This is a genomic window from Caballeronia eucalypticola (assembly GCF_047608185.1).
Taxonomy (GTDB): Bacteria; Pseudomonadota; Gammaproteobacteria; order Burkholderiales; family Burkholderiaceae; genus Caballeronia.
The window spans coordinates 95,079-121,226 of sequence record NZ_JBLKRU010000011.1 but is presented as its reverse complement, the minus strand read 5'-3'; the positions used below and the strand labels follow the sequence as shown (position 1 = coordinate 121,226).

Genomic DNA, 26,148 nt, shown 5'->3' with positions numbered 1-26,148 from the left:
CACACTCCGCCACACTCTGCGTTCAGGGTGCGGAAGCTGCCTTGGCTTTCTCTGCCGCCGACTTCTTCTCCGCATTCTGAATATTTTGCGGATAGTTGGTCTGGTCACCGCCTGGCTGATAACCGTTCTTTTCCAGATCCTTCAGTTCGGCGTTTTTCTTGGCGCGGGCTGCCTTGCGATCAGCCTTGCGTTGCGCCTTCTGCGCCGCCTTGGAAGTGGTCGAAGCGGCAGCGTCACTGGAGGCGGTTTGGGCCATCGCGACGGGGGCGGTCAGCCCGGCAATCGATACTGATACGACAAGTGCCATTGCAGCCATGCGGATTCGGAACATAACGAGATTCTCCACGAAAAGCGGTTTTTTTGGTGCGGCAGCGCCGTTGGCGTCCACCGCGTTTGTCGTGCTGAACTTGCATGCTTCGTTACGTGCCAGACAATCTCACCCTTACCACCCTGTTCGCGAGCCATCGGACACGCGTGGATATCTTAACCAACTCTTTGTAAAAACGTGTAGCACATCCGTAAGAAGTAAATCAGAAAAACGGGTTTTTTTGCGTGGTGGCCATGTTGTCACGTCAGTCATGTTAAGAAGCACATAAGGTTAGAACCCCCGCGTTGTCGGCTGACGAGTGCATTCCCGGATCTCCCGCGAGAGCGGATCGCGCGCTTCGCGGTAGGCGCGAAAGCCTTCCACGGTATGCAGTGCTGTCCCGGGGCGTGATCGAAGATCCGGTACAGGGTGGTTTCGACGAACGCGCCGAGCAGAAGCGCACGACGGGAACAGTTCGTGTGGTTCACGGTCACGGCTACGCCGTTCTTTATCGAATGCGCTTGTCTTGGGACTGCACGCTCCAGGCGCCAAGTGATGGTGCCCGTGCGTTGGCCGGATACTTCATCGCGTAGCGTCGAACGCGCTCAGCACTCTCATTTAAGTGCGCGTTCGCCCGTTCGACGAGATCTTCGGCACGACCGCTCAATAGCGCGAGGTATGGTAGCCCTGCATGGGTAGCGGGTCACTCCTTCCGACGAATTGCCACGATCGTAGATCAGTATCACGCGTTCGAATGCAATAACTATTTCGTTTTCCTGATTAATTTCCTACGATACCGAATGCGTCGTCTTGACGTTGTCCCATGTCACGCTTCACGCTTCAACAAGAGTCCAGCGAGGCGCATGCAAAAAAAAATCCATCCAGCTTACGCCGGATGGATTTTTTAGCGATAGCGCTTAGTCGCAGAGGTACCTTGATTTCCGCGTTATCGCGCTTCCGTGGAAGCTCGAAACCAACCGGTTTTACCCGGGCGATTCGCCGTTTGTTATCCAGCGGGGATCTGGATCATCAACGATGCACACATGATGAAGTTTCGACGAATTTTCGGCTATCGGAGGAATCCGACTACTTTACTTGATCGCTTTTCCTGAGCCCGACGAATCTGAGTTCGGGAGATTGACCAGCACACGCGTACCCGGCACAACCGCGGCGGCTGCCGCGGGTGAATTGGCTTGCACTGTCAGCACGGCGCCTTGGGTGTCTTGAGCGTCATCACGCCGCCATCGACGCGTGCCACGCTAGCCACGACCTGATTGCCGTCCGCTGAAGGCACGGGCGCCAGCGACGACGAGTCGAGCACCGTCAGTCTGACCGCGCGCTGGGACGTGCCGACCACATTCGTGCCGGCTTTCAGTTTGTCGAGATTCGGCACATCGCTGCCGACCTGGAACGCTTCGGCGCGGCCTTGCGCATTAATAACCGTAACCTGATGCGTATTCAAATCCACTGATTGCACACGCCCGCCAATTTGTACTGCCGTGGTGCCGTCGATAGTCGCGGCAAACGCGCCGGTCATGACCATGGACGATGCGGCCGCGATCAGTGCGGACTTGAATGCTCCAAGGGCCTTCTTTGATTTCGATTTCATGCTATTGCTCCTGCCGGACAAATAAGGTTCGGCTCATGCGATGTCCGATCTAATCGCACAAACTGTTCAAATAACGTGAACCCAGTTTGTTTTTCGAGATGAGCACTGTCAATCAACCCGGCTGGTTTTTAGGTATCCTCCTATTTCAAGACATCGATTTAGGATGCGCACCAAAACAATCAATTTCGATGCGTGTTAGAAGTGGTAAAGCTTAAAGGTCGTACACTGTTGCAATCGTGCTCTGCGCAGTTATTTAGGATGACGCAGTCCATTACAATAGGCGCTTGCAATCTTTGCCCGGCATCGGGCGCTGGGGAAATACCATGTCTCTTCTCGACGTGGACACTATCGATTACGTCGGCGTGAACATTTTGTTCAAGCGCGTGTACGTCGGCATTTTCGACGACCTCGACTGGGACGACGAAGCGAAGCATTTTGCGCTGCTGACCAAAAAAATCGATCGTTACACGCAGTACATCCGTTCGGGTCAATTACTCGCGGCTTATCCGGGCGTGCGCGGCTATCCGGTGGTTATCGAATATGTCGCCATGCGGCCGATGACCCGCTCCGCCGAGGTTTTCTGGAAGACGCGCGAGACGCTTATCCGCGCGAGCGGTTTTGACGTACGGTGCCGTACCGTCGACGTGCGGCATGCGCTTGCCGCGGATACCGCAAATACCGAAATAGAAGTGAAAGTGGACAACGCTGCAGTTGCCGCTGACACGCGGCTGGAGTCGGTCGTCAACGCGCTCGATCTTGCAACGCGGGCAGCGCCTGAAGAGAAGCAGCGTGAAGACGTCGTTCATGCCGGTCGGCGTGCCGTGCTGGTGATGCGCAAGAAAACGTCATCGGGACGATGAGCGCGTACGAACGACCGGTTAAGCCCTTCGGGCGAGCCGCCCATTTGTGACAAAACAGTGACGGTTAAACAAAAGGCGAGGCCCAATTGGGCTTCGCCTTTTTTGCGTCCTGCGTATCGTGATCTATGTAGATTCAGACCGGTGTAACAGCGGTCACTGGGTTCCCGCGCTTCCTTCCCAAGCCGCTCTAGTTCGTCGCTCAAGCAAACCTGAGCTAGCTGTTCACGCAACTACCGTGGTCCACACGCCGGTTTAGCTTTGGCGCATGAACCAAGCACTTCATTCGCCACCCGTATTCATCGGCAGGCGCCGTTTATGGGAAATAGCGACGGGACGCTTTGAGTCTCCGTCCCGCGATGCGCCCGCGACGGTGCGCGGAGCCCCGGCGGTGAATGCTTTGCCCGTGTCTTCCTGGATGGTCGAAATCGAGTGCTTGTAGACCGCCTGGATGCCGGCGGCGGAACTCAGCATGACCAGATACTGGTCGAACGATTCGATGTGACCAACCAGCCGTACCCCGTTCACGAGGAAAATTGCGACACGCTTACGCTCTTTGCGAGCGGCGTTAAGCACGTCGCTCTGACTTTGTTGCTGGGGTTCTGTAGCCATTCTCATTCGACCTGACGTTAGTATTTCGGACTGTTCCGGCAGACATCCACCGGAATCTTGATGCGCGGTACACGATTCGACATTTCGATAGTGCGAGGCGCCGGATTCACTATTCTGAGTCCAGGAAAAACGACTTGCGCTGACCGAATGCTACGCCTTCCTGCCGCTCGATAACGCCATGATGCCAGATGGCGGCGCCGCGCATCGTTTGCCCCCATTCGAGCAATGCCGCTCCCGGGAGTTCAAACTTCGCACGAGAAATCAGTTCAGAATATTCTCAAGCCCGGCAAAACTGCTTACGTTCGTTTCCCTGATACTAACCCGCTGGAATATCGCGTGGGCGCGAAGGTTGAAGTCGAACACGGTCAAACCGGACAAACTGCCGCCAACTGGTTCCACGCAATGTGATGGAAAACGGCGTTCCGAACTTTCCAGCGATTGCTGAAAAGTTCGGAACGCCGTGCTCCACCGAGCCCGCAGCGATCTCAGGCGTCGATCATTCAAACCGCGAAAAGGTCAAAAAAGGCCGTCACGCCCGGTTTCCCGAATCGCAACAGCCTCTTGTATTCGCCACCGGCTAACGCGGTGGCGTCTGGAGATTAACGCTCAGACTTATTGAGCGGGGGTTGCCGGCTTCTTCTGCTTATGCTTGAAGAGGTGCGGCTTGCCCCTCGAACTTCCCGGGGTGGAGCTATTGTCGCCGCCCGTCGTCGGACCGGCTGTCGCGGCACCGTGCGCGTTGCCGCCGCCCGAACCACCATTGCCGTTCCCTTGGGCCGCGGCTATGCCGGACGCGCCAAGGAGGATTGCAGATACGCAAATCAGGTGAAGTACTTTCATGGTCAAACTCCAAGGACACGCATAGAGCACGATTTAGCATTTAATTGCCGGCCGTCAGACTGAAACCTGATGACCGACTCGCAGACAACGGGACGAATGTAATGTATTGCACGCATCGCCTCAATAATTGTTTCCGTTAATGCGATGCACATCCGCTGTAGCACTGCTCGTGCCGCTACATGTTCTCAATCCGGCGGCCCCGGCAACAAGGGCGCCAATTGCCGGGCGACGCCATCCAGGATCTCCTTCGACAAAACCGGGTCCGAGACTGCTCTCGCCAAGCCGATCGCCCCGAGACAGGCGCTCAGTTGCAGTATGGCGCGGGCTCGGCGCTCAGCGGGGTCCGGGATATCGAGCAACCCCTCGGAGAACGCGAGATTGTGCTTGACCCGCTCCGTGTATACATCGCGCGTGGCGTCGTTACCGCGTCCGACATCACCCAGCAACGCGCCCAGCGCACACCCTTGACCAGGGGCGTCCCGATGCGCCTCGCTCAGGTAGTCGCGCACCGCCTGCGCGAGATTTTCTGCACGTGCTTCCCATATATCGAGACTCTTGAATGCAACCTCGAGCGCCTCGGTCACGAGTTCGTCGCGCGATTCAAAATGCTTGTAGAAGCCGCCGACGGTCATGCCGGCTTCCTTCATGACGTCGGCGACTCCAATACCGTCCAGCCCAAGTTCTCGAAAGCGTCGTGCCGCCACATCGACGATCCGCTGATGTGTTGCCGCCTTCTCTGCCTGTGAATGTCCCATGAGTTCGTTTGTCCTGTGATGGGGTGACTACGCGGTAGCCATAGGCACCCCCGAGACATCAATCTTAATGCAGAACTGAAATGGCACAGGTGCGGCTGGCTCGACGCAGCATTGGTCGACGCTTGCATGTTCGTGTCATTTTTTGCAATACAATTGGACGTTAATCAGGCATACGAAGTAATTAATGAAACGGCACTTATGCTTCCAGATGACGCTGTTGGCCAGACAGCGTCATCCCTGTTTCAGGCCTTGAAAAAGCGGTTCTCGGGCCTCGGTAATCCAAGATTCTCTCGCAAGGTCGCACCTTCGTATTCACGTCGAAAGATGTTTCTCGCCTGAAGTTCAGGCACGACCTTGTCGACGAAATCATCGAGTCCGCCCGGCAGATAGGGGAACATCACGTTGAAGCCATCGGAGCCCTCCTCCACGAGCCATTGCTCCATCTGGTCGGCAATCATCGTGGGCGTGCCGATCATTTCAAGCCCTGAATAACCGCCGACCCGCTGCGCCAATTGGCGGATCGTGAGATTGTCCCGGCTCGCCCATTCGATCACGCGTTCGCGGCTGCTTTTGCTTGCGTTGGTTTCAGGAATCTCGGGTAACGGTCCGTCGGGGTCAAAACCTGAAACGTCGTGACCAAGCATGATCGAGAGAGAGGCAATGCCGCTGTCGTAATGAACCATGCTATCGAGGCGCGCCCGCTTTTCCAGTGCCTCGTCCAGCGAATCACCGATCACGACGAACGCCGCCGGCAAGATCTTGAGATGCTCGGGATTGCGCCCGAGTTTCGCCATGCGTCCTTTGATATCCGCGTAAAACCGCTGACCGGCCGCCAGCGTGGGTTGCGCGGTAAACACGGCTTCCGCCGTTTCGGCGGCGATCTGCCGGCCCGCTTCCGATGACCCCGCCTGCACGATGACCGGCCAGCCCTGCACGGGTCGCGCAATGTTGAGCGGCCCGCGCACCGAGAGGTGCTCGCCCTTGTGGTTCAGCACATGCATCTTGTCGGGGTCGAAGAACGTGCCGCTTTCAACGTCGCGAATGAAGGCGTCGTCAGCCCAGCTATCCCAGAGGCCGGTCACGACATCGAAGAACTCCCGGCCCCGCCGATATCGCTCGCCGTGCTCCACATGCTCTTCCAGACCGAAGTTGAGCGCTGCATCCGGGTTGGCGGTGGTGACCAGGTTCCAGCCGGCGCGGCCGCCGCTCAGGTGGTCGAGCGAAGCGAAACGGCGCGCGACGTGATAAGGCTCGTCGAACGTAGTGGACGCCGTCGCGATCAGGCCGATGCGCTCGGTCACCGCCGCAAGCGCCGACAACAACGTCAGCGGCTCGAAGGACGTGGCTGTGTGACTTCGCCTCAACGCCCGGGCGGACATGTTGAGCACGGCGAGATGGTCTGCCATGAAGAAGGCGTCGAAACGGCCGCGCTCGAGTGTTTGCGCGAAACGCTTGAGATGCGCGAAATTAAAGTTGGCGTCCGGGAATGCACCGGGGTAACGCCAAGCTCCGGTATGGATGGTGGTCGGACGCATGAAAGCGCCGAGCCGCAAACGACGTTGCGTAGTCATTGGATTCCGTTCAAGCGTTGATAAGATTGCCTCGACGGCAAGGCAAACCGTGCGCGGCGTCATCGATAAAATACGTCGAATGAAGAAAGCGTGCACAAACGGCTATCAGCGCATGAGCGGATGGGTCGGTCGTTCGTCTTTGAACGCGTCAGCCCGCCGGCTGCACGTCGAACTTGTCTACGCGATCCGTATAGAAAGCCAGGTGACCCTTGATCTCGGCGACCGCCGGATAGGTGTCTTCATAGGTCCATACCGCGTTCACCGAACGCTCGCCGCCCAGCGGAATGCTGTAGTACGAGCAATCCCCTTTGTACGGGCAATAGGTCGAGTGATCCGTGCGCTGCAACAACGACATATCGACGTCCTTGCGCGGAATATACTGAACCCCCGGGTACGATGCCTCGCGCAATGTCAGTGCCTCGCGCGTGTCTGCAATCACCCTGCCGCCTATGGAAATAGTGATGCGCGCCGGGTTGGGCTCGATCGTGATGGGGTGATCGGGTCCGGGAATCTTGACTGTTTTGGTCTGCATGTCTTCGTGCTCCTTGAAGCAAGGGTGAACGGACTCAGCATAGTGAGATAGTTGTTACCTACGAATACAGCAGGGTATCGGAAAGTGCATTTTTCTGCCGCGCGCCCCCGTCCTGGCGCGCCGGCATTACGGTTTGGCGAATCGGACATGAGCGGGAAACAAGCAGCGCATATGCGCGAAGAAATGATATTGAAAGAATTGCGCTGCCTGGCCGAGCGCCGCGCAACACGGCCTATAAATAACCCTTGCCGTCCACATATGCCTTGCGCCAGCGTGTAATTGTCACTCGCTCGAATAAACCGGCAAGCGCGAACGGGTCCTTCGCGATAAATCGCTCTGCGTCTTCGCGCGTGTCGAGGTCGACCACGTATATGCCACCGCCTGCGTTACTGCCGTCGTCCTGCAGTTTCGCGCCGCAAGCAAGCAACAATGCCTTGTTTGCTTCGAGATATGCCAGATGCACGTCGCGCTCCTTGATCCGCAGTGGAGCGTGACCTGGCTTGTCCCACGTTTCGATAATGAACGGCATGACGCTTCCCTTTACGAACTCAGTTTTGCGCGATAGCCGAAGGATGCTGAGCAAGCGGCGTGACCTGGATCGCCATGTAAGGAAAGAGCGGCAGCGAGCTGAGCAAGGTATGCAGTTCGTCGTTGGACTCGACGTCGAGGACGCTGTAGTTCGCGTACTGCCCCGCTACGCGCCACAAGTGACGCCACTTCCCCTCTTGCTGCAGTTTTTGCGAGAACGCTTTCTCGTCGGCCTTCAGGCTACTGATGAGCTCAGTGTCGGCGTCGAGAGGAATCTGTACCACCATATGAACCAGGAACAACATGATCGAGCCTCCGCAAGATGATTGAACCGCTTAGCCCCATGCAAGAACCGCGACGGTATAAACAATACCGATCCAGAACATCATGATGACGGTATAGCCCATGATGTCCTTCAGCTTGAGCTTCGACAACGCGAGCGCAGGCAAGATCCAGAATGGCTGGATCAGGTCGTTCCAGGCATTGCCGAGCATGACCGCAGTGGCCGTATGCCCCACCGATGCGCCAATTGCCTTCGCCGCTTCGATCATGAACGGCCCCTGGATAACCCAGTGACCGCCGCCCGAAGGCGCGAAGAAATTAATGAAGAACGAACTGATGAGGCCCCAGAACGGCAACGTATGCGGCGTCGCGATCTTGACGAAGAACTCGGAAAACGTATTGACCAGTCCCGACGACGCCATGATTGCCATGATGCCCGCGTAAAACGGATATTGCAGGATGATGCCGCTGATCGTACGAATGCCTTCGTTGAGTTTTTCGACATAACGGATCGGCGTGCCCAGCAAGATGATGCCGAGGAACAGGATGATGAAGTTGATCAGGTTCAAATCCATCGTGCCGCCGCCGTGGAAATACAGCACCACGTAGACCACGCCGATCAATCCAATCAAGCCGCTCAGCAACCGGCTGTTATTCAGGCGGCTGGCAAATGTGTTTTCGTCGCCGGCGTCAGCGGGAATAGCCGCTTGAGCCGCGCGCGTACGCTCCTCGAGCGTACGGTCGATCTCGGTCACCGGCTGGCCCGGCTTCGGATGCAGCCACGCGTTAAGCAAGGGCAGCGTGATCAGCACGACGAGGCTGGTAACAAGCATGGTCGGCGAAAAGATGGTTTCCGAGAGCGGAATGACGCCCATCTGCGCTTCCATCGGGTGGCCCTTGGTTGAGATAAGCACAGGAATGCTTGCCGACAAACCAAGGCCGTAAAGCGTGAAACCGCTATACGCCGACGCAATGATCAACGGGTAGTGAACGCCCTTCACACTCAGCGCCAGCTTGCGCGCGACAATGCCGCCGATCACCAGCCCGAAGCCCCAGTTGAGATAACTGCCGATACCGCCTACCAGCGTTGCAACAATGATCGCCATGCGCGGATCGTGCACTCGCATGACGATTCGATCGAGGAATCGCTCGGTCAGCGGCGCGGTCGCGAGCACGTAACCCATCGCGAGAATCACGGCCATTTGCGTGGTGAATGCGAGCAGCGTCCAGAAGCCCTTGCCCCAGCTCGTTGTCAGCGCCACGATGCCCTGGCCCTGCACCAATACGGCAAGGATCATGGTGAGAATGGTTAGCCCGATCGCGAATACAAACGGATCGGGCAAATACTTGCGCATCAGTTCGGTGAAAAATCCCGTTATTTTCTGCATTGCAATGTCTCTGAAGTATTATTTAGTTGAGCGAAATTTTTGCCAATAATGGCCAGTGGCGCCAGCGGCTCGTTCGGCTCTCAGGATTCTTTTTCTGAACTCATTAAGCGCCGGTAGCGGGTCAGCGCCATCAATGACCGGTCGCGCCATGCCACGCGTTCTTCCCATTGTTCAAGCGGCACCGCTGCGCGCCTTGCCGCGGCTACTTTCTCGACAAGCTCCGGTGTCCACGGATCGTGCTGACCGCGCTCCGCGCCCATGCGTTCGTATGCAGGGCCCATCTTCTGCGCATGCGAGCTGATGCCGCCGCGCGTATTGAGATCCACCGTTTCGAATGGTCCGATCACGGACCATCGCAAGCCGAGGCCATCGCGCATCACTGTATCTATGTCCTCGACGGTCGCAACGCCGTCGCGCACGAGGCAATATGCTTCGCGCAGCACGGCGCCCTGCAACCGGTTGAAAACGAAACCCTCCATTTCCTTCGATACCAGCACGGGTTGCAAGCCGACATCGCGGAAAAGTTGCAACGTGCGTTGCGTGACGTCATGCGCGGTAAAAGGCGCGGGCACAATCTCGATCACGGGAATGAGGTACGGCGGATTGCCGGGATGCGCGATCAGGCAACGATGCTTTCCGGGCAGGTCATTGACGAAGCTTGATGCCGTCAAAGCCGATGAAGCGCTGGCGAAGATCGCCGTAGCGGGCGCGGCGGCATCGAATTGCGCAAATAACGCACGCTTGATATCCACTCGCTCGGGTGCGCATTCCTGCACGAGATCCGCGTCGGCGACGGCCGCTTCTACGGACGTTGCCAACTGGACCCGCGCCGCCACCACGTCAGCGGCTTCGTCGAGCAAGCCAAAGCGCGCCAGTTCGTTCAGGCGCTGCGTGATCTCTCCAGGGGCTGCGTCGCGACGGGACGCATCGGGATCGAACAGGTGCACGGGCCATCCCGCGCGCGCAAACACCACAGCGAATGCAACGCCGATACTCCCCGCCCCCACGATCGCCACACGCCGGATATCTGCCGTGCTCATCTCAAACTCCCGCTACGCCGACCGTCATTCCGCCGCACACATAGAGCACCTGACCGGTGACAAAACCGCTGCGGGCATCGAGGAGATAGGACGCGGCGTGCGCGATATCTTCCGGCGTGCCCACGCGTTTCACCGGCACGCTCTCGACAATCGCGCGCGTACGCGGACTGTCCGGCGGGTTCGCGCGATCGAAGAGTTCAGTGCGAATGGGGCCAGGGCCAATTGCGTTCGACGTGATGCCATGACGGCCGAGTTCAAGCGCCCATACGCGCGTCATGCCGATCAACGCGGCCTTGGTCGCCGAGTACGCAGTACGTAGTTCCTTGCCTAGCGCTGCGCGCGAAGACATATTCACGATACGGCCGAAACCCGCGGCCTGCATGCCAGGCAGCAGCGCCTGCATGCACTGCATCGCGCAACGCACATTCAGGGACCACGCGAGTTCGAGTTCTTCGATACTTTGTTCGCCTGCGCCGGCCGGGACCACCACGCCGACGTTGTTGATTAACCGAGTGATCGGGCCTCCCGCGAGCGCCTGGTCAAGCGCTTTCCTTGTTGCTTCGGTATCCGAAAGATCAGCGATCAAACCCTTGCCTACGCGATCGATCACAACCGCTTCGAAGCCATCCGCTTCACAGCGCTCGGCACAGGCCGCACCAATCCCGGCCGCGCCGCCGGTAATCAAAACTCGTTCTCGTGTCATGTCGTGTACTTTAAAAAATCAGACGGTTGCGATCGGCGTCACGGGCGAACCCATCGCGCCCGGCAAACGCAGCGGGGGCGCCGTGAGCATGAAGCGCGAGCGCCCGTTGGCGCGCAGCCAGACCGCCAGATCGTGCAGATACCAGAGCTCGCCAAGCGGCAAACCCAGCTTGAACAAACAATGATGATGCAGCGGCATCAGCGGATAGTGACCTTCTTGACCTTGCGCCGGACGTGCGGGATAACGCTCGACTGCATAATTGTCCGCCACCAGCGCAGCGATGCCCGAGTCGGCCAGCCACTGCAAGAGCCGCTCGTCGCGGCCGTCGAGTGCACAGCATTGACTGTTGAGCACGGCTTCGTCGGGATGACGATTCATCTCCAGCACGAGTTCAGCGAACCCGGTACGCAGCAGCAGCATGTCACCGCGTTCGACCTGTACCTTGTCTGCGTCAATCGCGAACATCAGGTCGTCGTAACCCACGGTGCGATGCTCGCGCCCGTAATGCGCCACGAGATCGACAAGCACGCCGCGTCCCTGCATGCCTTTTACCGCCAGATTTTCGATACCGAGCGCTTCCGCGTGGCTATGTTCGCTCCCGCATTCGTGCGGCGCGAACGCGTCCTCGCGACGGTATTCCATGGGTCCGACTACGTCGGTGTTCGCCTTGTAACCGTTGTAGTAGACGCTTTCCGCCACGCCGTCGCCATCGGCATCAAAGAGCGCGCCCACATGCGCGAGCGAATCCCATTGGGTGGAATATTGCAAACTCATGAGCACTTGATCGTCGCTGACGACATCGGTCGCCTGCTCCTCCATGCGCGCGAACGGAAAGTTCACGTAAGGCAAACCGTCCTTTGTCGTGGGCCGTAAAACCGGCGGATGACGACGCGCGTTAAGCTTGCTATCACCTGGATAATCCAGCGGCAGGGACAGGCAAAAACTCAGACCCGCGCGAATCTCGCGCGCACCTTTCAACACTTTTTCCGATGTGATCAGGTTCGGTCGTCCAAGTTGATCGTCGGGGCCGAAATCGCCCCAGTTCGACCCGTCAGGCCTATTTTTCCAGCGCCTCTGATCCTGCATGTTCTTCTCCTTGCACGACGTCCAGAGCAGTCGGCGCGACCAGGATCACTGCTGCCGCTAGCCAATCAGCGTCTGCGGTATCCGGTCGAAAATATCGAGGAGCGCCGCGACCGCGTGCGCCTGGTTCTTCAGCAAGCGTGCCTTCGGGCCGCCAATAACGAGCGCGAACGCCTCGCCGTGAATCGAGAATCCCTTCGCGAGGCCCGCCACGTCCTCAACGTTCTCTCCGGTCGAACGATGCCAGCCAAGCGTCACGCCCTGTTCCACTTCCACCTCCAGCGCCGCGCGATCAATCACTGAACCATCAGTCGATGCGCTCAGCGGCTCGCAACTGTCGAGGAGGCGCCGGCGCGCATCCGCCGGCAATGCGCCGAGCAGCGCCTTGCCTGCCGCGCTGGCATGGACAAACATGAAACCGCCGGGTTCGTCGCTGTATCGAATTTTCTGACGCGATTCCATGACGTCGAGATAAACGACTCGATTGCCTGCGAGCGTCGCGAGCCCGGCCGTTTCTCCGGTCGCATCGCGCAACGCCGTGAGCAACGGCTGGAACAGCAGCGTGAGCGGATCCTCGCTGCAAATGTCGCGAGCGACATGCAACAAGCGCTGCGTCGGGTAATAACCCGCTTTTACGCCCGGCGCATAGAGATAACCCTTTGCCACCATCGTCTGCAAAAGCGCATGACAACTCGACAAAGGGATTTCGGTTCGACGCGCAATCTCGCTGTAGATCATCGGTTGCCGGACTTCGGCAAACAGGTTGATAACGTCAAAGACGCGCACTGCAGTTTTCACATCCATGACAATATTATCGGTATATCGATAACTTCAACGCAATAGGGTCAGGGGTATACACCTAGAAATCCCTCACCGCTTTAGGTCGGAATCATCCCGGCTTAGACCATATGAAGAAATCGTCCGCCGAATGCCGCAGGCCGAATCGCCGGCTTGCTTGCGAGGCCGATTTTTAAAATAGATAGCTATCCTTATAAATTCCCACCATGCTTGCTGCTTCGTCGCGAGATCGAAACTAAAACACCGGTGAGAACCTGCAGGATGCAAACGGTGAGTTTATTCGGGAGAGTGAGCTGCGATCAAGGTGAGCTTTCGCGGGAGCTAAAAGTGAGTGTATGCGGGAGCCATAAAAAAGTGGCGAAGCCTTCGTGCAGGGCTTCGCCGCTTGTCGAACTGTCCAAACCGCTAGCGGTGTCTCCGCATGACATCGCGGGCGACCTTCATGCGCCTTAAAGCTGCCGCGCGATCACCATGCGCTGTACTTCGCTCGTGCCTTCGTAGATCTGCGTGATGCGGGCATCGCGATAATGGCGCTCGACCGGATAGTCTTCCAGATACCCATAACCGCCATGAATCTGGATGGCCTGCGAGCAAACCCGCTCCGCCATCTCCGATGCAAACAGCTTCGCCTGCGACGCTTCACTCAGGCACGGCAAGCCTTCAGTGCGCATGCGCGCCGCGTGCAACACGAGCAGTCGCGCGGCGTTCAGGCTGGTCTGCATATCGGCGAGAAGGTTGGCTACCGACTGATGCTCCTTGATCGGCTTGCCGAACTGCACGCGTTCGTGGGAATAAGCACGGGCCGCGTCGAATGCCGCGCGTGCAATGCCCACCGCCTGCGCCGCGATACCAATGCGCCCGCCCTCCAGGTTAGCCAGCGCGATCTTCAATCCTTCGCCGCGCGCGCCCAACAAGTTGGCCGCAGGAATCGCGCAATCCTCGAGGGAAATCGGGCAGGTATCGGAGGCGCGGATGCCCATCTTGTGCTCGGGCCGCCCCACATTAAAACCAGGCGTATTCGTCGGTACGATGAACGCCGACAAGCCCTTCTTCCCAAGCTCCGGATCGGTCACGGCGAACACGATCGCCATGCCGGCGCGCACGCCATTCGTCGTGAACTGCTTCGCGCCGGAAAGCACCCACTGGCCGTCGCGTTCAATCGCGCGTGTCTTCAGGTTGTTCGCCTCCGATCCGGCTTGCGGCTCCGTCAGCGCGAACGCGCCGATCATCTCGCCCGTTGCCAGTTTCGGCAGATATTCGGCCTTTTGCGCTTCAGTGCCGAATGCGAGAATCGGTCCGCAGCCAACGGAATTGTGCACGGCCATCAGCGTGGAGCAGGACGCGCAACCCGCTGCGATTTCTTCGATAGCCAACGCATACGCCACGTAGTCGCTGAACGTGCCGCCCCACTCGGCGGGTACGATCATGCCAAGCAAGCCGAGCTCGCCGAGTTGCTTCACGACTTCATCCGGCAAGGCGGCGTCGCGGTCCCATTGGCCCGCGTGCGGCGCCAGTACTTCGGTGGCGAAATCGCGCGCGGCATCGCGGATCATGCGTTGGTCATCGGTCAGGAAACTGTCGATCATGTTGGTCGGGCTCGTGTGGAATACAGAAGAACGCTGTGGGCTTACACTGCTGCGCTTAAGCGATGAAACAGTCAGGTGGATGGCAAAAAGCCTCACGCCTGATTCTAGGCGTGATACATCCGTCTGCCGATGCCTGAAACGATCAAGCTTCCCGAGCGAATGCGCCACCTAGTGACTACCCCAACACCGAAAAGCCCGCATGATCGGCGACCCAACGCTGCAGTGCCCACTCTCAAAACATCACGCCGCCAAGGCAACGAACGCGGGACCATAGCGGCGGATTTCGTCGAAGAAGCACTGCGGTGCGCCGAGCGTCGCGGCGTGGCACGGGTCGCGTTACTGGAGCAAGCGGGCATCCATCCCGCCACGCTCGAAGCGCCGCTTGCCCGCGTGTCGGCGGCGCAATATGGCCGCTTGTGGAGCGCCATTGCCGATGCGCTCGACGATGAATTCTTCGGCCAGGACAGTCATCCGATGCGTCGCGGCAGCTTCACGTTGCTTTGTCATGCGGCGTTGGGGTCGCGCGACGCAAGCCAGGCACTGACCCGCATCGCGAGTTTCCTGCGACTCGTGCTGGACGACCTGCGATGCGAAATCGGTACCAACGAAGCCCGCGTGAGAATTCGCCTTGTCGATACCAATACCTCTAATAAAGCTCGCCCGATGTTCGCTTACGCGACCGCGTTCATCATGATCTATGGTTTGTTGTGCTGGCTGGTCGGGCGTCGCATCCCGGTGCTGACGGCGCATCTGCGCTGCCCGGAACCGGCAGCAAGCGACGAATATCGGCTAATGTTCTGCGATGCAATGTTCTTCGACCAACCTGCGTCGTATGTCGATCTCGCGCCGGACTGCGCCACGTTGCCGGTCGTTCAGACGGCTGCCACGCTGAAGGTTTTCCTGCGCGAGGCGCCGGCTAATTTCATCGTTAAATATCGCAATCCCGATTCGCTCGCCGCACGGATTCGACGCAAATTGCGGCAGCTGCCGCCCATCGACTGGCCGGATAGCGAACGCATGGCGGCGGCGCTGAACATGGCAGAAGCCACGCTCAGACGCCGCCTGAAACAAGAGGGCGCAACCTATCAGTCGATCCGCGATGCGCTGCGGCGAGATCTCGCCATCGCGCGGCTTGCCGATACGACGCAGACCATCGCGGAGATTGCGCATGCGCTCGGGTTCGCGGAACCTAGCGCATTTCATCGCGCGTTCAGGAAGTGGACGGGGGTTCGGCCGACGGCGTATCGCGGCTTGCGGGCTGACACCAATGGCAACGCCGGTGCATGACAGCACGCGCGCCATCGCGCTGCTATAGTGAAAATATGCTGGTCCACTAAAGGAGCGTTGTCATGCCGCAACCGAAAACACCGCCGCGCAGCAAGCCGAAAGCGAAGGCAGACGCAAATCATCGCGAGGACGCCCTGGACGAAGCGCTGGACGAGAGTTTTCCCGCAAGCGACCCGGTCGCGATCTCGGTCGATCATCAAGCTGCCCCAGAACCGAAGCGTCACGACAGCCAGAACAAACGGACGCGATAGTCGGCTCGCGCTAATCGTCGAGACCGGCCAGCAACGTCGCGAGCTTGTCCACATGCTGCATGAGCATTGCGCGGTGTTTGTCGATCTGCTCGATCCGTCCGGCAAGATCGGCTTTCACCGGGTCGTCCAGTTTGCCCGACGCGCGCAAATCCTCCGCCTTCGCGTTGATGCCATCGAGCTGGACCATCGAAAGCTGCCGCTCCACGCGGCGCAGGTCAGTCAACAACAGGTCGCGGTTGCGCCGGAACATCTGGTCACGCCGATGCGTCTCCACTTGCTGGAGCGCCTGATCGGCGATGCGCCGGGTCGCCTCGGTCTGTGAGAGCAGCGGTTCCGGCCCTCGCAGCACGGGCCGCTTGGGCGCCGGGTGCGCATTGCCGCGGAACACGGCAGCGGGCGTTTCCTCGTCCATCGCGCGCTGGGTTTCGGGCGGGATGTCGCGCCGGTCGCGGCGCTCGTCCAGCCAGCGCGGCGGCAAACCAGTGACGGTTTCCACGCCCCGTACGAATTCCTCACTGAAATCACGCCTTCCGGCCAGGATCAGTTTCATGTACGACGGGGAAAAACTCATCATGCGGGCAATCCTCGCGCCGCCAGCCGGCGATCCAGCGAGCACATTCAAGTTGGCTCGCCACACGAGGTACAGCGTTTCATCGAAATCTTCCATGGGCTAGTCTCCAAGCAGACGGACTCGCAAACGCCGCGCGGCTGTTTCACCTGCGCTTGACGCTTAGGTCCTGGCGAGCCCGTCATCACGGCGACGAGCCGGATCGTATCGGGGGCGTCGCCTAAGTGGGCATCTGACCGCAATCTTACCGGTATCTCAATAATGCGCGTTTTGTCTTGCACGCGGTAAAAACCCGCAGAATCAACAGCAAGCGCGTGGTTTAAGGGCAACCACGCGAAGTGCCGCCATGTCTTATTCCAGAATATCTGTCACGCGAATAAACGGCAATTATGCGTGTGACAGATAATTTCCGAATATCCGCCACACGCATAATTGACAAATATCTGCCAGAAGAATAAAGTGCATTTATTCGTGTGAGAGATAATTATCATGCAGCAGACCATCGCAACGCCTTACCAAATGGGCCAAATTCTCGCGGCCGGCCGTCGGCGCGCGGGCCTCACCCAGGCCGAAGCGGCCTCCAGACTCGGTGTCAGCCAAAGTCGCGTATCAACGCTGGAGGCTAATTCCGGCGCGCTAACGCTCGATCAGTTGCTGACCCTACTTGGCGCATACGAACTGCAACTCCAGGTATTGGACAAGGGTTCGTCCGTCCCCGCTTCCCACCCGTCAGCGCTGGAGTGGTAATGGCTGGACGCAAGCCACATTCCCGAGCGCTATCGGTATGGGTCAACGGCGTACGAATGGGTATCTGGCACATTCCAACGCGCGGCCCAATGGAATTCGCCTACGACGCCGAGTGGACTGCCTCCGAGCTGAGCCGGCCTCTCTCGTTGTCGCTGCCAATTCCGCTCGATAACGCCCCGCTCAAAGGCGATCGGGTACTCAACTACTTCGACAACCTGCTGCCTGACAGCGAAGCCATTCGAAAGCGCATCGGCCAGCGATTTCGCACCGACACCCTGGATGCGTTCGATCTCTTGCAGGCCATTGGCCGGGACTGCGTCGGCGCGGTCCAGCTACTGGGCGTAGACGAGGAGCCCACTGGCGTCGAACGGATCGATGGTACTCCGCTCAGTGACTCAGAAATCGAGACACTCCTGAACCAGACTGCCGGCAGCGGCACGTTTGGCCCCCAGAACGACGATGACGACTTCCGGATTTCTCTCGCCGGTGCGCAGGAAAAGACAGCGCTCCTCTGGCACGAGGGTCAGTGGATGAAGCCCTACGGCGCTACGCCGACCACGCATATCCTGAAGCTCCCGCTTGGCCTGGTGGGGAATCGGCGCGCGGATCTCACCAAGTCGGTTGAAAACGAATGGTTGTGCATGCATCTCCTGCAGGCTTACGGCTTGCCGGTCGCTGAAACGGAGATCAAGACCTTTGGCCGGCAACGCGCGCTGAGCGTCAAACGATTTGACCGCCAGATGCACTCGAGCGGCAAGTGGATCCTGAGGCTGCCGCAAGAGGACTTTTGCCAGGTGATGGGGCTCCCCTCTTACAAGAAATACGAGAACGAAGGCGGCCCGGGGGTGATCGATCTGGCGCAAGTGCTTCAGCAGTCCGAGACGGCCAAGGAAGACATCGAAACGCTGCTGACCACGCAGATACTCTTCTGGCTGCTGGCGGCTCCGGATGGGCACGCGAAGAACTTCAGCATCCGGTTGCTGGCGGGAGGACAGTATCGGCTGACGCCGCTTTATGACGTCATGTCGATCTGGCCGGTCGAGGGGAAGGGAGCAAGCCAGTGGTCGTGGTTCAAGGCAAAGCTCGCCATGGCCGTGTCGGGCAAGAACCGTCACTACGCTTTCCGCGATATCCAGCGCCGCCACTTCAACGCAATGGCGCCGCGATGCTCATATGGACAGGATGCGGAGCCGATCATCCAGCGGCTGATTGCACAAACGCCCGGTGTCATCGAACGTGTGTCAGCTGAATTGCCGGAGGATTTTCCGGCGAGAGTCGCGGACCGTATCTTCGAGGGACTGCGCAGGACCGTAGCCGAACTCGATGCGATGCCCGCCAGGTTAGCTGCCTGATAGACGACCTGAGCGATTGACGTGCTCGATCTCGCGCAAAACCCGGCTCACGCCGGGTTTGCATCGGATCAGTCGCATCAATCACATGAATCAATTCATCAAGGCACGTCGCGCAAATACCCTTCCTTCGACGAATCGCGCATCCGCAACGAGACGATCCAGGAAATCGCGCACAGTGCCGTCACGTACCAGTAGAAGGTCGACTCGCTACCGATCGATTTCAGGAACAACGCCACGTATTCCGCCGAGCCGCCGAACACCGCGTTCGCGACCGCATACGACAAACCCACACCCAGAGCGCGTACTTCCGCCGGGAACATTTCGGCCTTGATCAGCCCGCTGATCGACGTGTAGAGGCTCACGATAGCCAGCGCGACCACCACCAGCACAAACGCCAGGACCGGGTTCGTGACGTCCTTCAACGCGGACAGGAGCGGAACAGTGCAGAAAGTGGCGAGGCCGCCGAACCAGAGCATCGACTTGCGCCGGCCGATCCGGTCCGACAACGCGCCGAATGCGGGCTGCATGATCATGTAGATGAACAACGCCCCGGTCATCACGTTGCTGGCCGTCTTGGCATGCATGCCGGCGGTGTTCACCAGATATTTCTGCATGTACGTGGTGAACGTATAGAAGATCAGCGATCCGCCCGCCGTGAAACCAATCACAGTGAGGAATGCGCCTTTATGCTGCATGAGACCGCGAAGCGTGCCGGCCTCCTTCAGCTTGCGGGTTTCAGCCGTGGTGGTTTCATCGAGCGATTTCCGCAGATACAGCGACACGACCGCCGCGAGCGCGCCGATCCCGAACGGGATACGCCAGCCCCACGCTCTCAATTCTTCCGTGGTCAATAACTGCTGCAAAACAACCAGCACGAGCAACGCGGCAAGCTGTCCGCCGATCAGCGTCACATACTGAAACGATGCGAAGAAACCGCGCCGCCCCTGCAGCGCCACTTCACTCATATAGGTCGCGCTCGTGCCGTATTCGCCGCCCACCGACAAGCCCTGGAACAGCCGGGCGATCAGCAGGAAGAACGGCGCCCATGCGCCAATGCTCGCGTAGGTCGGCAAGAAGCAGATCACGAGCGAGCCGGCGCACATCATGAGCACGGAAATCATCATCGAGGTACGGCGGCCGTGTTTGTCGGCAATACGGCCGAACATCCAGCCGCCAATCGGCCGCATCAGGAAACCCGCTGCAAACACGCCCGCCGTGTTGAGCAACTGCGTAGTCGGGTTCCCACTTGGAAAGAACGCCGGCGCGAAGTACAGCGCGAGGAACGAGTAGATATAAAAGTCGAACCACTCGACGAGATTTCCCGATGAAGCGCCGACGATCGCGAGAACGCGGCGGCGGGTATCGGCTGAAGTTGAGAGGGTGGTGTCGGCCATGCTGGTTGAAACTCCTGTCGCGTGTTGAAAACGGCGGCTTGTGTCCGCTCTTGCGCCGGACTGATGGGGAATGGTCCGCCCTGAGGGGCGTTGGCGCGCCAGTTTATACGACGAGAAGCGGGTTGATGCAAGATGACGGTCAACCACAATTCAGCTTACAACCTAAGTTAATCGGAAAGTTTTTTGTCAAAATACGAACTCGATAAAAACGCCGAAAAGCCTTTTTGCGCTTCGAACCCCCGCTAGATCAACGACTTGCAGCGAACCTGATGTAAGCCTGAAGCGCCCATAGTTAAACCTTACGATTACCCGTATTGAAAGAATTTAGTAATTACCCTAAGTCACCAAACTAAGTGACGAGCAACCGGGCTTCCGCCCGCGCACTGCCGTTCTCTATTCAAGCGATCCCTGAGCCGAAGTCTTGCCATAATTGCGGACGCCTGGTTTTTCTGGAGAACCGCATGAACCCGCAGTCCGACCAAACGCATCAAACGCATCACACGCTCGACGCCGCCCTGGCATCGAAATTCGCCCGGCTCGCACTTGGCCACCTGACCCGCGAATACCCGAACAAGCTCGATCACGTAATGGGCAGCGTCGCCGATGCACAAGGCCCGCGCGCGCTCCATCCAATCTTCTATGGCAGCTTCGACTGGCACTCGTGCGTTCACGGATACTGGTTGATCGCGCGGCTTGTCGACCGTTTCCCCGCGTTGCCGGAAGCGGCTGACATTCGTGCGCTCATCGACTCGCATTTCACCGATACCAATGTCGCCGCCGAAGTCGCGTACTTGCAGCGTCCGGAGGCACGCGGTTTCGAGCGTCCGTACGGCTGGGCATGGTTGCTTGCGCTTGCCGGCCAGCTTCATTCGATGCAATCAGTTGAAGGCCAGCGCTGGTCCGCGACCCTGGCGCCGCTTGCGCACGCGTTTGTCGAGCGTTTCACGGAGTACCTGCCGAAATTGACGTATCCGCTGCGGGTGGGCACGCATTTCAATACGGCGTTCGCGCTGACGCTGGCTATCGGTTATGCACGGCAAGTGGGTGACACGGCGCTAGAAACGCTGATCGCCGACACCGCGCGCCGCTGGTATCTGAACGATGCGGATTGTCAGGCGTGGGAACCGGGCGGCGATGAATTTTTATCGTCGTCGCTCATGGAAGCCGAGTTGATGCGGCGGGTGTTACCCCCGGCCGAATTCGCCGGCTGGTTTGACCGCTTCCTGCCACGGCTGAACGTGAGCGAACCCGCCACGTTGTTCGTGCCGGCGACCGTGTCAGACCGCAGCGACGGCAAGCTTGCTCACCTCGATGGCCTGAACCTGAGTCGCGCGTGGTGCCAGCGTTCGCTCGCGCGTGCACTGCCCGCGGGCGATGTGCGTATCGGCTTGCTCAATGCCACGGCGAACGCTCATCTTTCAGCGGGACTGGCGCATGTGGCGGGGGACTACATGGGCGAACACTGGCTCGCGACGTTTGCGTTGCTGGCGCTTGCGACCTGACTGGTTCGACGCCGCGCGTTTGTGATCGAGTATGTGATCGCACCTGTCAGCCCGATCTCAGCCGCGCGGCTGAAACGCGATCACGCTCATGCCGGCCAGCGCGATTGCGACGCCGGCGAGATCCCAGGTCGTGGGGCGAATCCGTTCGACGATCCATAGCCACATGATCGCCACGGCGATATAAACGCCGCCGTACGCGGCATATACTCGACCGGCGGCGCTGGCATGCAGCGTGAGCAACCAGGCGAAAAGTGCGAGCGCCACAGCACCCGGGACGAGAAGCCACGGGGACCCGCCCTCCTTCAGCCATCGATAGGGAAGATAGCAGCCCATTATCTCGGCGACAGCGGTGACAACGTACAGCAGGAACGTCTTCATATCGGTGGCCAGGGTTTCATGGTGGTTTTTATCAGCGCCCTCTCACTTGCCATTCTCACCAAGCGCTGCCAGTCCTGCGAGCAATGCCTGATGAAACGCCTTCGGGTCCTGCATCTGCGGCGCATGCCCCAGCTCCGCAAACTCGACCAGCTTCGCACCGGGGATCGTCTCCACCGCATGTTTTGCCAGCTCCGGATAACGCCCGAGCGTCGGCCGGATTTCCGGCGGCGCGAGATCCTTGCCAATCGCGGTGGTGTCCTTATCGCCGATCAGCAATAACGTCGGCGTCCTGATCTGCCCAAACTCATAGACAACCGGCTGCGTATAAATCATGTCGTAGAGCAAGGCTGAATTCCACGCTACAACATCCTTGCCCGCCCCGCGATACATCCCCGCCAGCATCTGCACCCACGGCTCGTAACGCGCGTCCCAATGACCCGCGTAATACGTGGCTTGCTCGTATTTGCGAATGCCGTCGGCGCTGGTTTTCAACTCGCGCGCGTACCAGTCATCGATCGAAATGGACGGCACACCCTTTGCCTTCCAGTCCTCCAGACCGATCGGATTCACCAGCACGAGCTGCTCGGTCTCTTGCGGATACATCAGCGCGTATCGCACCGCGATCATGCCGCCCGTGGAATGCGCGACGAGCGTCGCTTTCTTCACGCCCAGCGCCGCGAGCAACGCGTGCGTGTTGCGCGCCAGTTGCTGGAACGTGTACTGATACCGCACCGGTTTGGTCGATTTGCAAAAGCCGATCTGGTCCGGCGCGATCACGCGATACTCTGCATCGGTCAACACGTCGATGCTTTCCTTCCACGTCGCTGCGCAAAAGTTCTTGCCGTGCAGGAGCACGACGGTCCGTCCGTTCGGACGCTTGGACGCAACATCCATATACGCCATGCGCACGATTTGCCGCTGCGATGAAATCGCGAACCGGCCCACCGGATACGGATAGTCGAAGCCCTGGAGTTCGGGACCGTACGCGGGACCGTCGTTGTCGGCTGATGGCGGAGAGGAAGCGGCCGCGGGTTGATCGCTCGAAGTGGCGGAAACGCTGGAAGCGCTGGACGCGGCCGAATCGGCGAAGGCGGGTGATGCCGATGCAATCGATACAGCTAAAGCTAACACTGCGCAAAGCACGCGGCTAATCGAAGTCATGGGCGCGGAAGCTCGCAAATGGAAACAAGGGAGAAGCTAGAACAATCCCAGCAAGGTCGTGGCCCCACGATGCAAACAGGCACCTTGTGACGGCCGGGGAATTTTATCGCGTGTGCGTTTTGGCCGCCGGCAGTGTGGATAGCTTCGACAAGCATCGATCTCACCACCACGCGATAGCCCCCAGCGCCTTATACTCCCGCCTCGACTCACCTGGATGAACCCCGACCTCGCACGCCGCATGAAAATCCGCTTGACGTTCCTTGCCTCCTTGCTGGCTGCGCTTGGCGCTACCGTATCCCTCAATGTTTTCGCTGCCAGCGACTGTTCCCAGTTCAGTCCCGGTGGCCGGGCGCCCATTGTCGTCAATACCAAGATGCGCGCCTCGACGCAGCAACTTTGTTATTCCGACTTCGCGGTCCTCCACTCCGGCGTGACACACGGGCCGTTGTGGTCGGCGGAGCACCTGACGGCCGAGCACATCGACGATGCCCGCGACAACACCCGCACCAATCGTTTTTTCGTCGATAAAAAATTGCCGCCCGGCGATAGCGCCACGCTCTCGGACTACAAGAAGAGCGGCTACGATCGCGGCCATATGAGTCCGGCCGGCGATCGCTGGGACAAAAAAGGCATGGCAGAATCGTTCTCTCTAGCGAACGTCGTGCCGCAAAATCCGTCGAACAACCGGCGCATCTGGTCGCGCATAGAACAGTCCGTGCGACGGCTGGTGGAGCAATCCGGCGATGCCTACGTGGTCACCGGCCCGCTGTTTTCGGGTCGGCAGTTGCAAACCATTGGTGAGTCGCGTGTGCTCGTGCCCACGCAGTTGTATAAGGTAGTGTATTTACCCGGACGCGACCTGGCGTTCGCAGTGGTGGTCGAGAACACGCCGACAAACGAATACACCGTCAAGACGGTGCGCGAACTGGAAAACATGAGTGGTCTGCAATTTCCCGGCATTCCGGAAACGCTGAAAGACCAACGCATTGGAGGACTAAAAGGTGTCTAAGCCGTTTCAGCCGTTTGCCAACGATTCCGATACGCTCAACATCAACGGCGACGCGCTCGTGATCGCCAACGACACCGCCCGGCTGTCCATTTCCGGCGACCTGGAAATCGCCCGCGACAAGACTGGCTTGACCACGGCGCTCGCGCTGCAAAAGGCGGTCAACGCTATCGTCGATGCCCTGCAGAATGACGCAAACCTACCCGCTAAACTCGCCGATGAAACGCCGAAGCCAGCGGGCAAGACGGATAATCCGTTCATCTGAGCGTTAAAAAACTGGCCGGAGACGTATCTTGATCGAATGCCACATTGCACCGAGCCCACTGGGCCATCTCGCGTATCGCGCGGAGGACGATTACCTGACGGGATTGTTCTTCGTCGGCCAGAAGCATTTTCCCGCCGGCCTTATCGATACAGGAGCGCCGAAGTCACGTGCAATCATCGTGGCGATGGAACAGATCGCCGAGTACTTCGCCGGTGAGCGCACCGTGTTTTCCGTCCCGTTGCGACTCAACGGCACCGAGTTCCAGCAACGTGTGTGGGCGGCGTTGCAAGAGATCCCGTTCGGCACATCCTCGACCTACGGCGATCTTGCGCGCCGGATGGGTGTCGCCGCCGGGGCATCACGAGCCGTGGGCGGAGCGAATGGGCGCAATCCCGTGGGGATCATCGTGCCGTGTCATCGCGTGATAGGCGCCGATGGCGAGCTGACCGGCTATGCGGGCGGCGTAGAGCGTAAGCAACATCTGCTGACGCTTGAAGGTGGCCCAGGACGCGCGCAACTCACGTTGTTCTGAACGTTCTGAAAAGTAGCCGATAGATCGGGCAGAACATAAAAAACCCCCGCAAGCGCTAAGCGCTCGCGGGGGTTTTACGCTTCTGGACGCCGGGAAACAACGTCCAGCGCATCAAGACTCACGACACGGATTACTGCTGCTGCGTGCTGACGCGAATTTCGACGCGGCGATTCTTTGCGCGGCCGGCAACGGTCGAGTTCAATGCAACCGGATTCGACGCGCCAAAACCTTGCGCCGTGTAGCTTTGCGAACGCAGGCCATGGCTCTTCAGGTACTGCATCACCGATTCCGCACGGCGTTGCGACAACTGGCGGTTATGCGACGCCGAACCTGTTGAATCGGTGTAGCCCGCCGCCGCGACCTGACGCAACGTCACGCCCTGGGCAGCAGACACGAACTCGTCGAGCGTGTCGGTTGCCTTCGGCGTCAGCGAAGCGCTGTCGGTAGCGAAGTTAGCGTCACCGCTCAAATCGATCTGGCGGGGCATTTCCGGAGCGGCCTGCGGGACCGGAGCCGGCATCGGCGCCGGTGCAGCTTCAGCCTGAGCAGGCGCGCCGCACTGGAACGTCAAGACACGCGGGTCAGCCGCATCTTCCGACGGCGCGCGCAGGCGTTCCATGGTTTCGAGCTTGTATGCGGGCTTGTCGCCGCAAATTTTCTGGGCCTGCTTCACGCATGCCGCCACGCCTTCGAACAAGCCATGACATTCCACGCGATAAACCTGCGCGCCGTTGGCCGTCTGGATCTGGTTGGCGTTGAAAGTCGGACCCGAAGCCGTAGAGCAGCCGGCGAGCGCGCCGATCGACAACAGACCTGCAGCGATTAGTTTATTGGACATCTTGTTTACCATTCTTAAATTGACGTGTGACTGAGATATCGAGACAAATGCGTACTGGATGGGTCATCAGACAGTTACCCGATTTTCACAGCCACCTATTCGCCTCAAGCCTTCGATCCGGATCTTGAAAATGATCTGGAATCCGAAATCGCGCGGCATGTTAGCACGTGAAAACTAGCATTCCTAACTGGATAATTCCTAATAAATGAAACACGTTCGAGCGATTTAGGAAATAACCTATAAACGTGAACAATCGGAAAACTTTTGACGCTTCATTACTGCGCCGGAAATGAAAAGCGGCCGCGAATGCGGCCGCTTTTTCTCAATTTGAAATGCATTGCGAGCGATCGGAACGCGGGCAGCCAAACCAACATCA

At 59.0% G+C, this 26,148-nt stretch carries 30 protein-coding genes; 10 read left to right on the top strand and 20 right to left on the bottom strand.

Annotated features, from left to right (window positions below; translation table 11 throughout):
* Positions 1-22: 22 nt before the first annotated feature.
* Positions 23-331, bottom strand: a complete 309-nt coding sequence (locus tag ACMX25_RS15345; RefSeq protein ID WP_414950932.1) for a hypothetical protein — start codon at positions 329-331, stop codon at positions 23-25.
* Positions 332-1,508: 1,177 nt separating this feature from the next.
* On the bottom strand, positions 1,509-1,916 hold the full coding sequence (locus tag ACMX25_RS15340) for a hypothetical protein (protein ID WP_414950821.1): 408 nt from the start codon (positions 1,914-1,916) through the stop codon (positions 1,509-1,511).
* Positions 1,917-2,239: 323 nt separating this feature from the next.
* On the opposite strand from ACMX25_RS15340, the gene ACMX25_RS15335 reads away from it, so the two are divergent.
* On the top strand, positions 2,240-2,776 hold the full coding sequence (locus ACMX25_RS15335; RefSeq protein ID WP_414950820.1) for a DUF6572 domain-containing protein: 537 nt from the start codon (positions 2,240-2,242) through the stop codon (positions 2,774-2,776).
* A 279-nt stretch (positions 2,777-3,055) separates the two neighbouring features.
* On the opposite strand, the gene hfq is transcribed toward ACMX25_RS15335, so the two are convergent.
* Positions 3,056-3,385, bottom strand: coding sequence for an RNA chaperone Hfq (gene hfq / locus ACMX25_RS15330; RefSeq protein ID WP_414950819.1), 330 nt, complete (start codon positions 3,383-3,385; stop codon positions 3,056-3,058).
* A 407-nt stretch (positions 3,386-3,792) separates the two neighbouring features.
* Here hfq and ACMX25_RS15325 point away from each other — a divergent pair, with 407 nt between their 5' ends.
* Complete coding sequence (locus tag ACMX25_RS15325) at positions 3,793-3,966, top strand: hypothetical protein (RefSeq protein ID WP_414950818.1); 174 nt, start codon at positions 3,793-3,795, stop codon at positions 3,964-3,966.
* 31 nt (positions 3,967-3,997) lie between these two features.
* On the opposite strand, the gene ACMX25_RS15320 is transcribed toward ACMX25_RS15325, so the two are convergent.
* The 12 genes from ACMX25_RS15320 to ACMX25_RS15265 all read right to left on the bottom strand — a co-directional run bounded on the left by ACMX25_RS15320 (position 3,998) and on the right by ACMX25_RS15265 (position 14,488).
* Positions 3,998-4,225, bottom strand: coding sequence for a hypothetical protein (locus ACMX25_RS15320; protein WP_414950817.1), 228 nt, complete (start codon positions 4,223-4,225; stop codon positions 3,998-4,000).
* 185 nt (positions 4,226-4,410) lie between these two features.
* Entirely contained in the window at positions 4,411-4,980 is a 570-nt protein-coding gene (locus tag ACMX25_RS15315) for a TetR/AcrR family transcriptional regulator (RefSeq protein ID WP_414950815.1), read from the bottom strand.
* Positions 4,981-5,222: 242 nt separating this feature from the next.
* Positions 5,223-6,551, bottom strand: coding sequence for an LLM class flavin-dependent oxidoreductase (locus tag ACMX25_RS15310; RefSeq protein WP_414950814.1), 1,329 nt, complete (start codon positions 6,549-6,551; stop codon positions 5,223-5,225).
* A 148-nt stretch (positions 6,552-6,699) separates the two neighbouring features.
* Complete coding sequence (locus tag ACMX25_RS15305) at positions 6,700-7,083, bottom strand: DUF427 domain-containing protein (RefSeq protein WP_414950813.1); 384 nt, start codon at positions 7,081-7,083, stop codon at positions 6,700-6,702.
* Positions 7,084-7,315: 232 nt separating this feature from the next.
* Positions 7,316-7,612 (bottom strand): YciI family protein, encoded by a 297-nt coding sequence (locus ACMX25_RS15300; protein ID WP_414950812.1) that lies wholly within the window; start codon positions 7,610-7,612, stop codon positions 7,316-7,318.
* Between the two features lie 19 nt (positions 7,613-7,631).
* Positions 7,632-7,916: a muconolactone Delta-isomerase gene (gene catC / locus ACMX25_RS15295; protein WP_414950810.1), complete on the bottom strand. Its 285-nt coding sequence runs from the start codon at positions 7,914-7,916 to the stop codon at positions 7,632-7,634.
* Positions 7,917-7,946: 30 nt separating this feature from the next.
* Positions 7,947-9,281, bottom strand: a complete 1,335-nt coding sequence (locus ACMX25_RS15290; RefSeq protein ID WP_414950809.1) for a short-chain fatty acid transporter — start codon at positions 9,279-9,281, stop codon at positions 7,947-7,949.
* 80 nt (positions 9,282-9,361) lie between these two features.
* Positions 9,362-10,321, bottom strand: coding sequence for a 3-hydroxyacyl-CoA dehydrogenase (locus ACMX25_RS15285; RefSeq protein ID WP_414950808.1), 960 nt, complete (start codon positions 10,319-10,321; stop codon positions 9,362-9,364).
* A gap of 1 nt (position 10,322) precedes the next feature.
* Positions 10,323-11,024, bottom strand: a complete 702-nt coding sequence (locus ACMX25_RS15280) for an SDR family oxidoreductase (RefSeq protein WP_414950807.1) — start codon at positions 11,022-11,024, stop codon at positions 10,323-10,325.
* A gap of 18 nt (positions 11,025-11,042) precedes the next feature.
* Positions 11,043-12,110, bottom strand: coding sequence for a cyclase family protein (locus ACMX25_RS15275; protein WP_414950806.1), 1,068 nt, complete (start codon positions 12,108-12,110; stop codon positions 11,043-11,045).
* Between the two features lie 57 nt (positions 12,111-12,167).
* A complete protein-coding gene (locus ACMX25_RS15270) occupies positions 12,168-12,911 on the bottom strand; it encodes an IclR family transcriptional regulator (RefSeq protein ID WP_414950805.1) in 744 nt (247 codons plus the stop codon).
* A 443-nt stretch (positions 12,912-13,354) separates the two neighbouring features.
* Complete coding sequence (locus ACMX25_RS15265; protein WP_414950931.1) at positions 13,355-14,488, bottom strand: acyl-CoA dehydrogenase family protein; 1,134 nt, start codon at positions 14,486-14,488, stop codon at positions 13,355-13,357.
* 225 nt (positions 14,489-14,713) lie between these two features.
* On the opposite strand from ACMX25_RS15265, the gene ACMX25_RS15260 reads away from it, so the two are divergent.
* Both ACMX25_RS15260 and ACMX25_RS15255 read left to right on the top strand, forming a co-directional pair.
* Positions 14,714-15,778 carry an AraC family transcriptional regulator gene (locus ACMX25_RS15260; protein WP_414950804.1) on the top strand — a complete coding sequence of 355 codons (1,065 nt, stop codon included), beginning with the start codon at positions 14,714-14,716 and terminating at the stop codon, positions 15,776-15,778.
* Between the two features lie 62 nt (positions 15,779-15,840).
* Positions 15,841-16,029 carry a hypothetical protein gene (locus ACMX25_RS15255; RefSeq protein WP_414950803.1) on the top strand — a complete coding sequence of 63 codons (189 nt, stop codon included), beginning with the start codon at positions 15,841-15,843 and terminating at the stop codon, positions 16,027-16,029.
* Between the two features lie 10 nt (positions 16,030-16,039).
* Here the strand turns inward: ACMX25_RS15255 and ACMX25_RS15250 are convergent, their stop codons facing one another.
* Positions 16,040-16,696, bottom strand: a complete 657-nt coding sequence (locus tag ACMX25_RS15250) for a hypothetical protein (protein ID WP_414950801.1) — start codon at positions 16,694-16,696, stop codon at positions 16,040-16,042.
* Positions 16,697-17,086: 390 nt separating this feature from the next.
* On the opposite strand from ACMX25_RS15250, the gene ACMX25_RS15245 reads away from it, so the two are divergent.
* The gene (locus tag ACMX25_RS15245) at positions 17,087-17,344 is read left to right on the top strand and encodes a helix-turn-helix domain-containing protein (protein ID WP_414950800.1); all 258 of its coding nucleotides are present in this window, start codon (positions 17,087-17,089) and stop codon (positions 17,342-17,344) included.
* Positions 17,344-18,696 carry a type II toxin-antitoxin system HipA family toxin gene (locus ACMX25_RS15240; RefSeq protein ID WP_414950799.1) on the top strand — a complete coding sequence of 451 codons (1,353 nt, stop codon included), beginning with the start codon at positions 17,344-17,346 and terminating at the stop codon, positions 18,694-18,696. The genes ACMX25_RS15245 and ACMX25_RS15240 overlap by 1 nt, the downstream gene beginning before the upstream one ends.
* Positions 18,697-18,794: 98 nt before the next feature.
* Here the strand turns inward: ACMX25_RS15240 and ACMX25_RS15235 are convergent, their stop codons facing one another.
* On the bottom strand, positions 18,795-20,090 hold the full coding sequence (locus ACMX25_RS15235; protein ID WP_414950798.1) for an MFS family transporter: 1,296 nt from the start codon (positions 20,088-20,090) through the stop codon (positions 18,795-18,797).
* A 461-nt stretch (positions 20,091-20,551) separates the two neighbouring features.
* Between ACMX25_RS15235 and ACMX25_RS15230 the strand changes: the two genes are divergently transcribed.
* Positions 20,552-21,592, top strand: a complete 1,041-nt coding sequence (locus tag ACMX25_RS15230) for a DUF2891 domain-containing protein (RefSeq protein ID WP_414950797.1) — start codon at positions 20,552-20,554, stop codon at positions 21,590-21,592.
* 57 nt (positions 21,593-21,649) lie between these two features.
* Here the strand turns inward: ACMX25_RS15230 and ACMX25_RS15225 are convergent, their stop codons facing one another.
* Both ACMX25_RS15225 and ACMX25_RS15220 read right to left on the bottom strand, forming a co-directional pair.
* On the bottom strand, positions 21,650-21,970 hold the full coding sequence (locus ACMX25_RS15225; protein ID WP_414950796.1) for a YnfA family protein: 321 nt from the start codon (positions 21,968-21,970) through the stop codon (positions 21,650-21,652).
* A 42-nt stretch (positions 21,971-22,012) separates the two neighbouring features.
* Positions 22,013-23,131, bottom strand: coding sequence for an alpha/beta fold hydrolase (locus ACMX25_RS15220; RefSeq protein ID WP_414950795.1), 1,119 nt, complete (start codon positions 23,129-23,131; stop codon positions 22,013-22,015).
* 214 nt (positions 23,132-23,345) lie between these two features.
* Here ACMX25_RS15220 and ACMX25_RS15215 point away from each other — a divergent pair, with 214 nt between their 5' ends.
* From ACMX25_RS15215 to ACMX25_RS15205, 3 genes are read left to right on the top strand one after another with little or no spacing between them, the layout of a single operon-like run.
* Complete coding sequence (locus tag ACMX25_RS15215) at positions 23,346-24,140, top strand: DNA/RNA non-specific endonuclease (protein ID WP_414950793.1); 795 nt, start codon at positions 23,346-23,348, stop codon at positions 24,138-24,140.
* Complete coding sequence (locus tag ACMX25_RS15210; protein WP_414950792.1) at positions 24,133-24,402, top strand: hypothetical protein; 270 nt, start codon at positions 24,133-24,135, stop codon at positions 24,400-24,402. The genes ACMX25_RS15215 and ACMX25_RS15210 overlap by 8 nt, the downstream gene beginning before the upstream one ends.
* A gap of 28 nt (positions 24,403-24,430) precedes the next feature.
* Positions 24,431-24,934, top strand: a complete 504-nt coding sequence (locus ACMX25_RS15205) for a methylated-DNA--[protein]-cysteine S-methyltransferase (RefSeq protein ID WP_414950791.1) — start codon at positions 24,431-24,433, stop codon at positions 24,932-24,934.
* Between the two features lie 130 nt (positions 24,935-25,064).
* Here ACMX25_RS15205 and ACMX25_RS15200 read toward each other — a convergent pair whose 3' ends face one another.
* Positions 25,065-25,772 (bottom strand): OmpA family protein, encoded by a 708-nt coding sequence (locus ACMX25_RS15200; protein ID WP_414950790.1) that lies wholly within the window; start codon positions 25,770-25,772, stop codon positions 25,065-25,067.
* Positions 25,773-26,148: the final 376 nt, after the last annotated feature.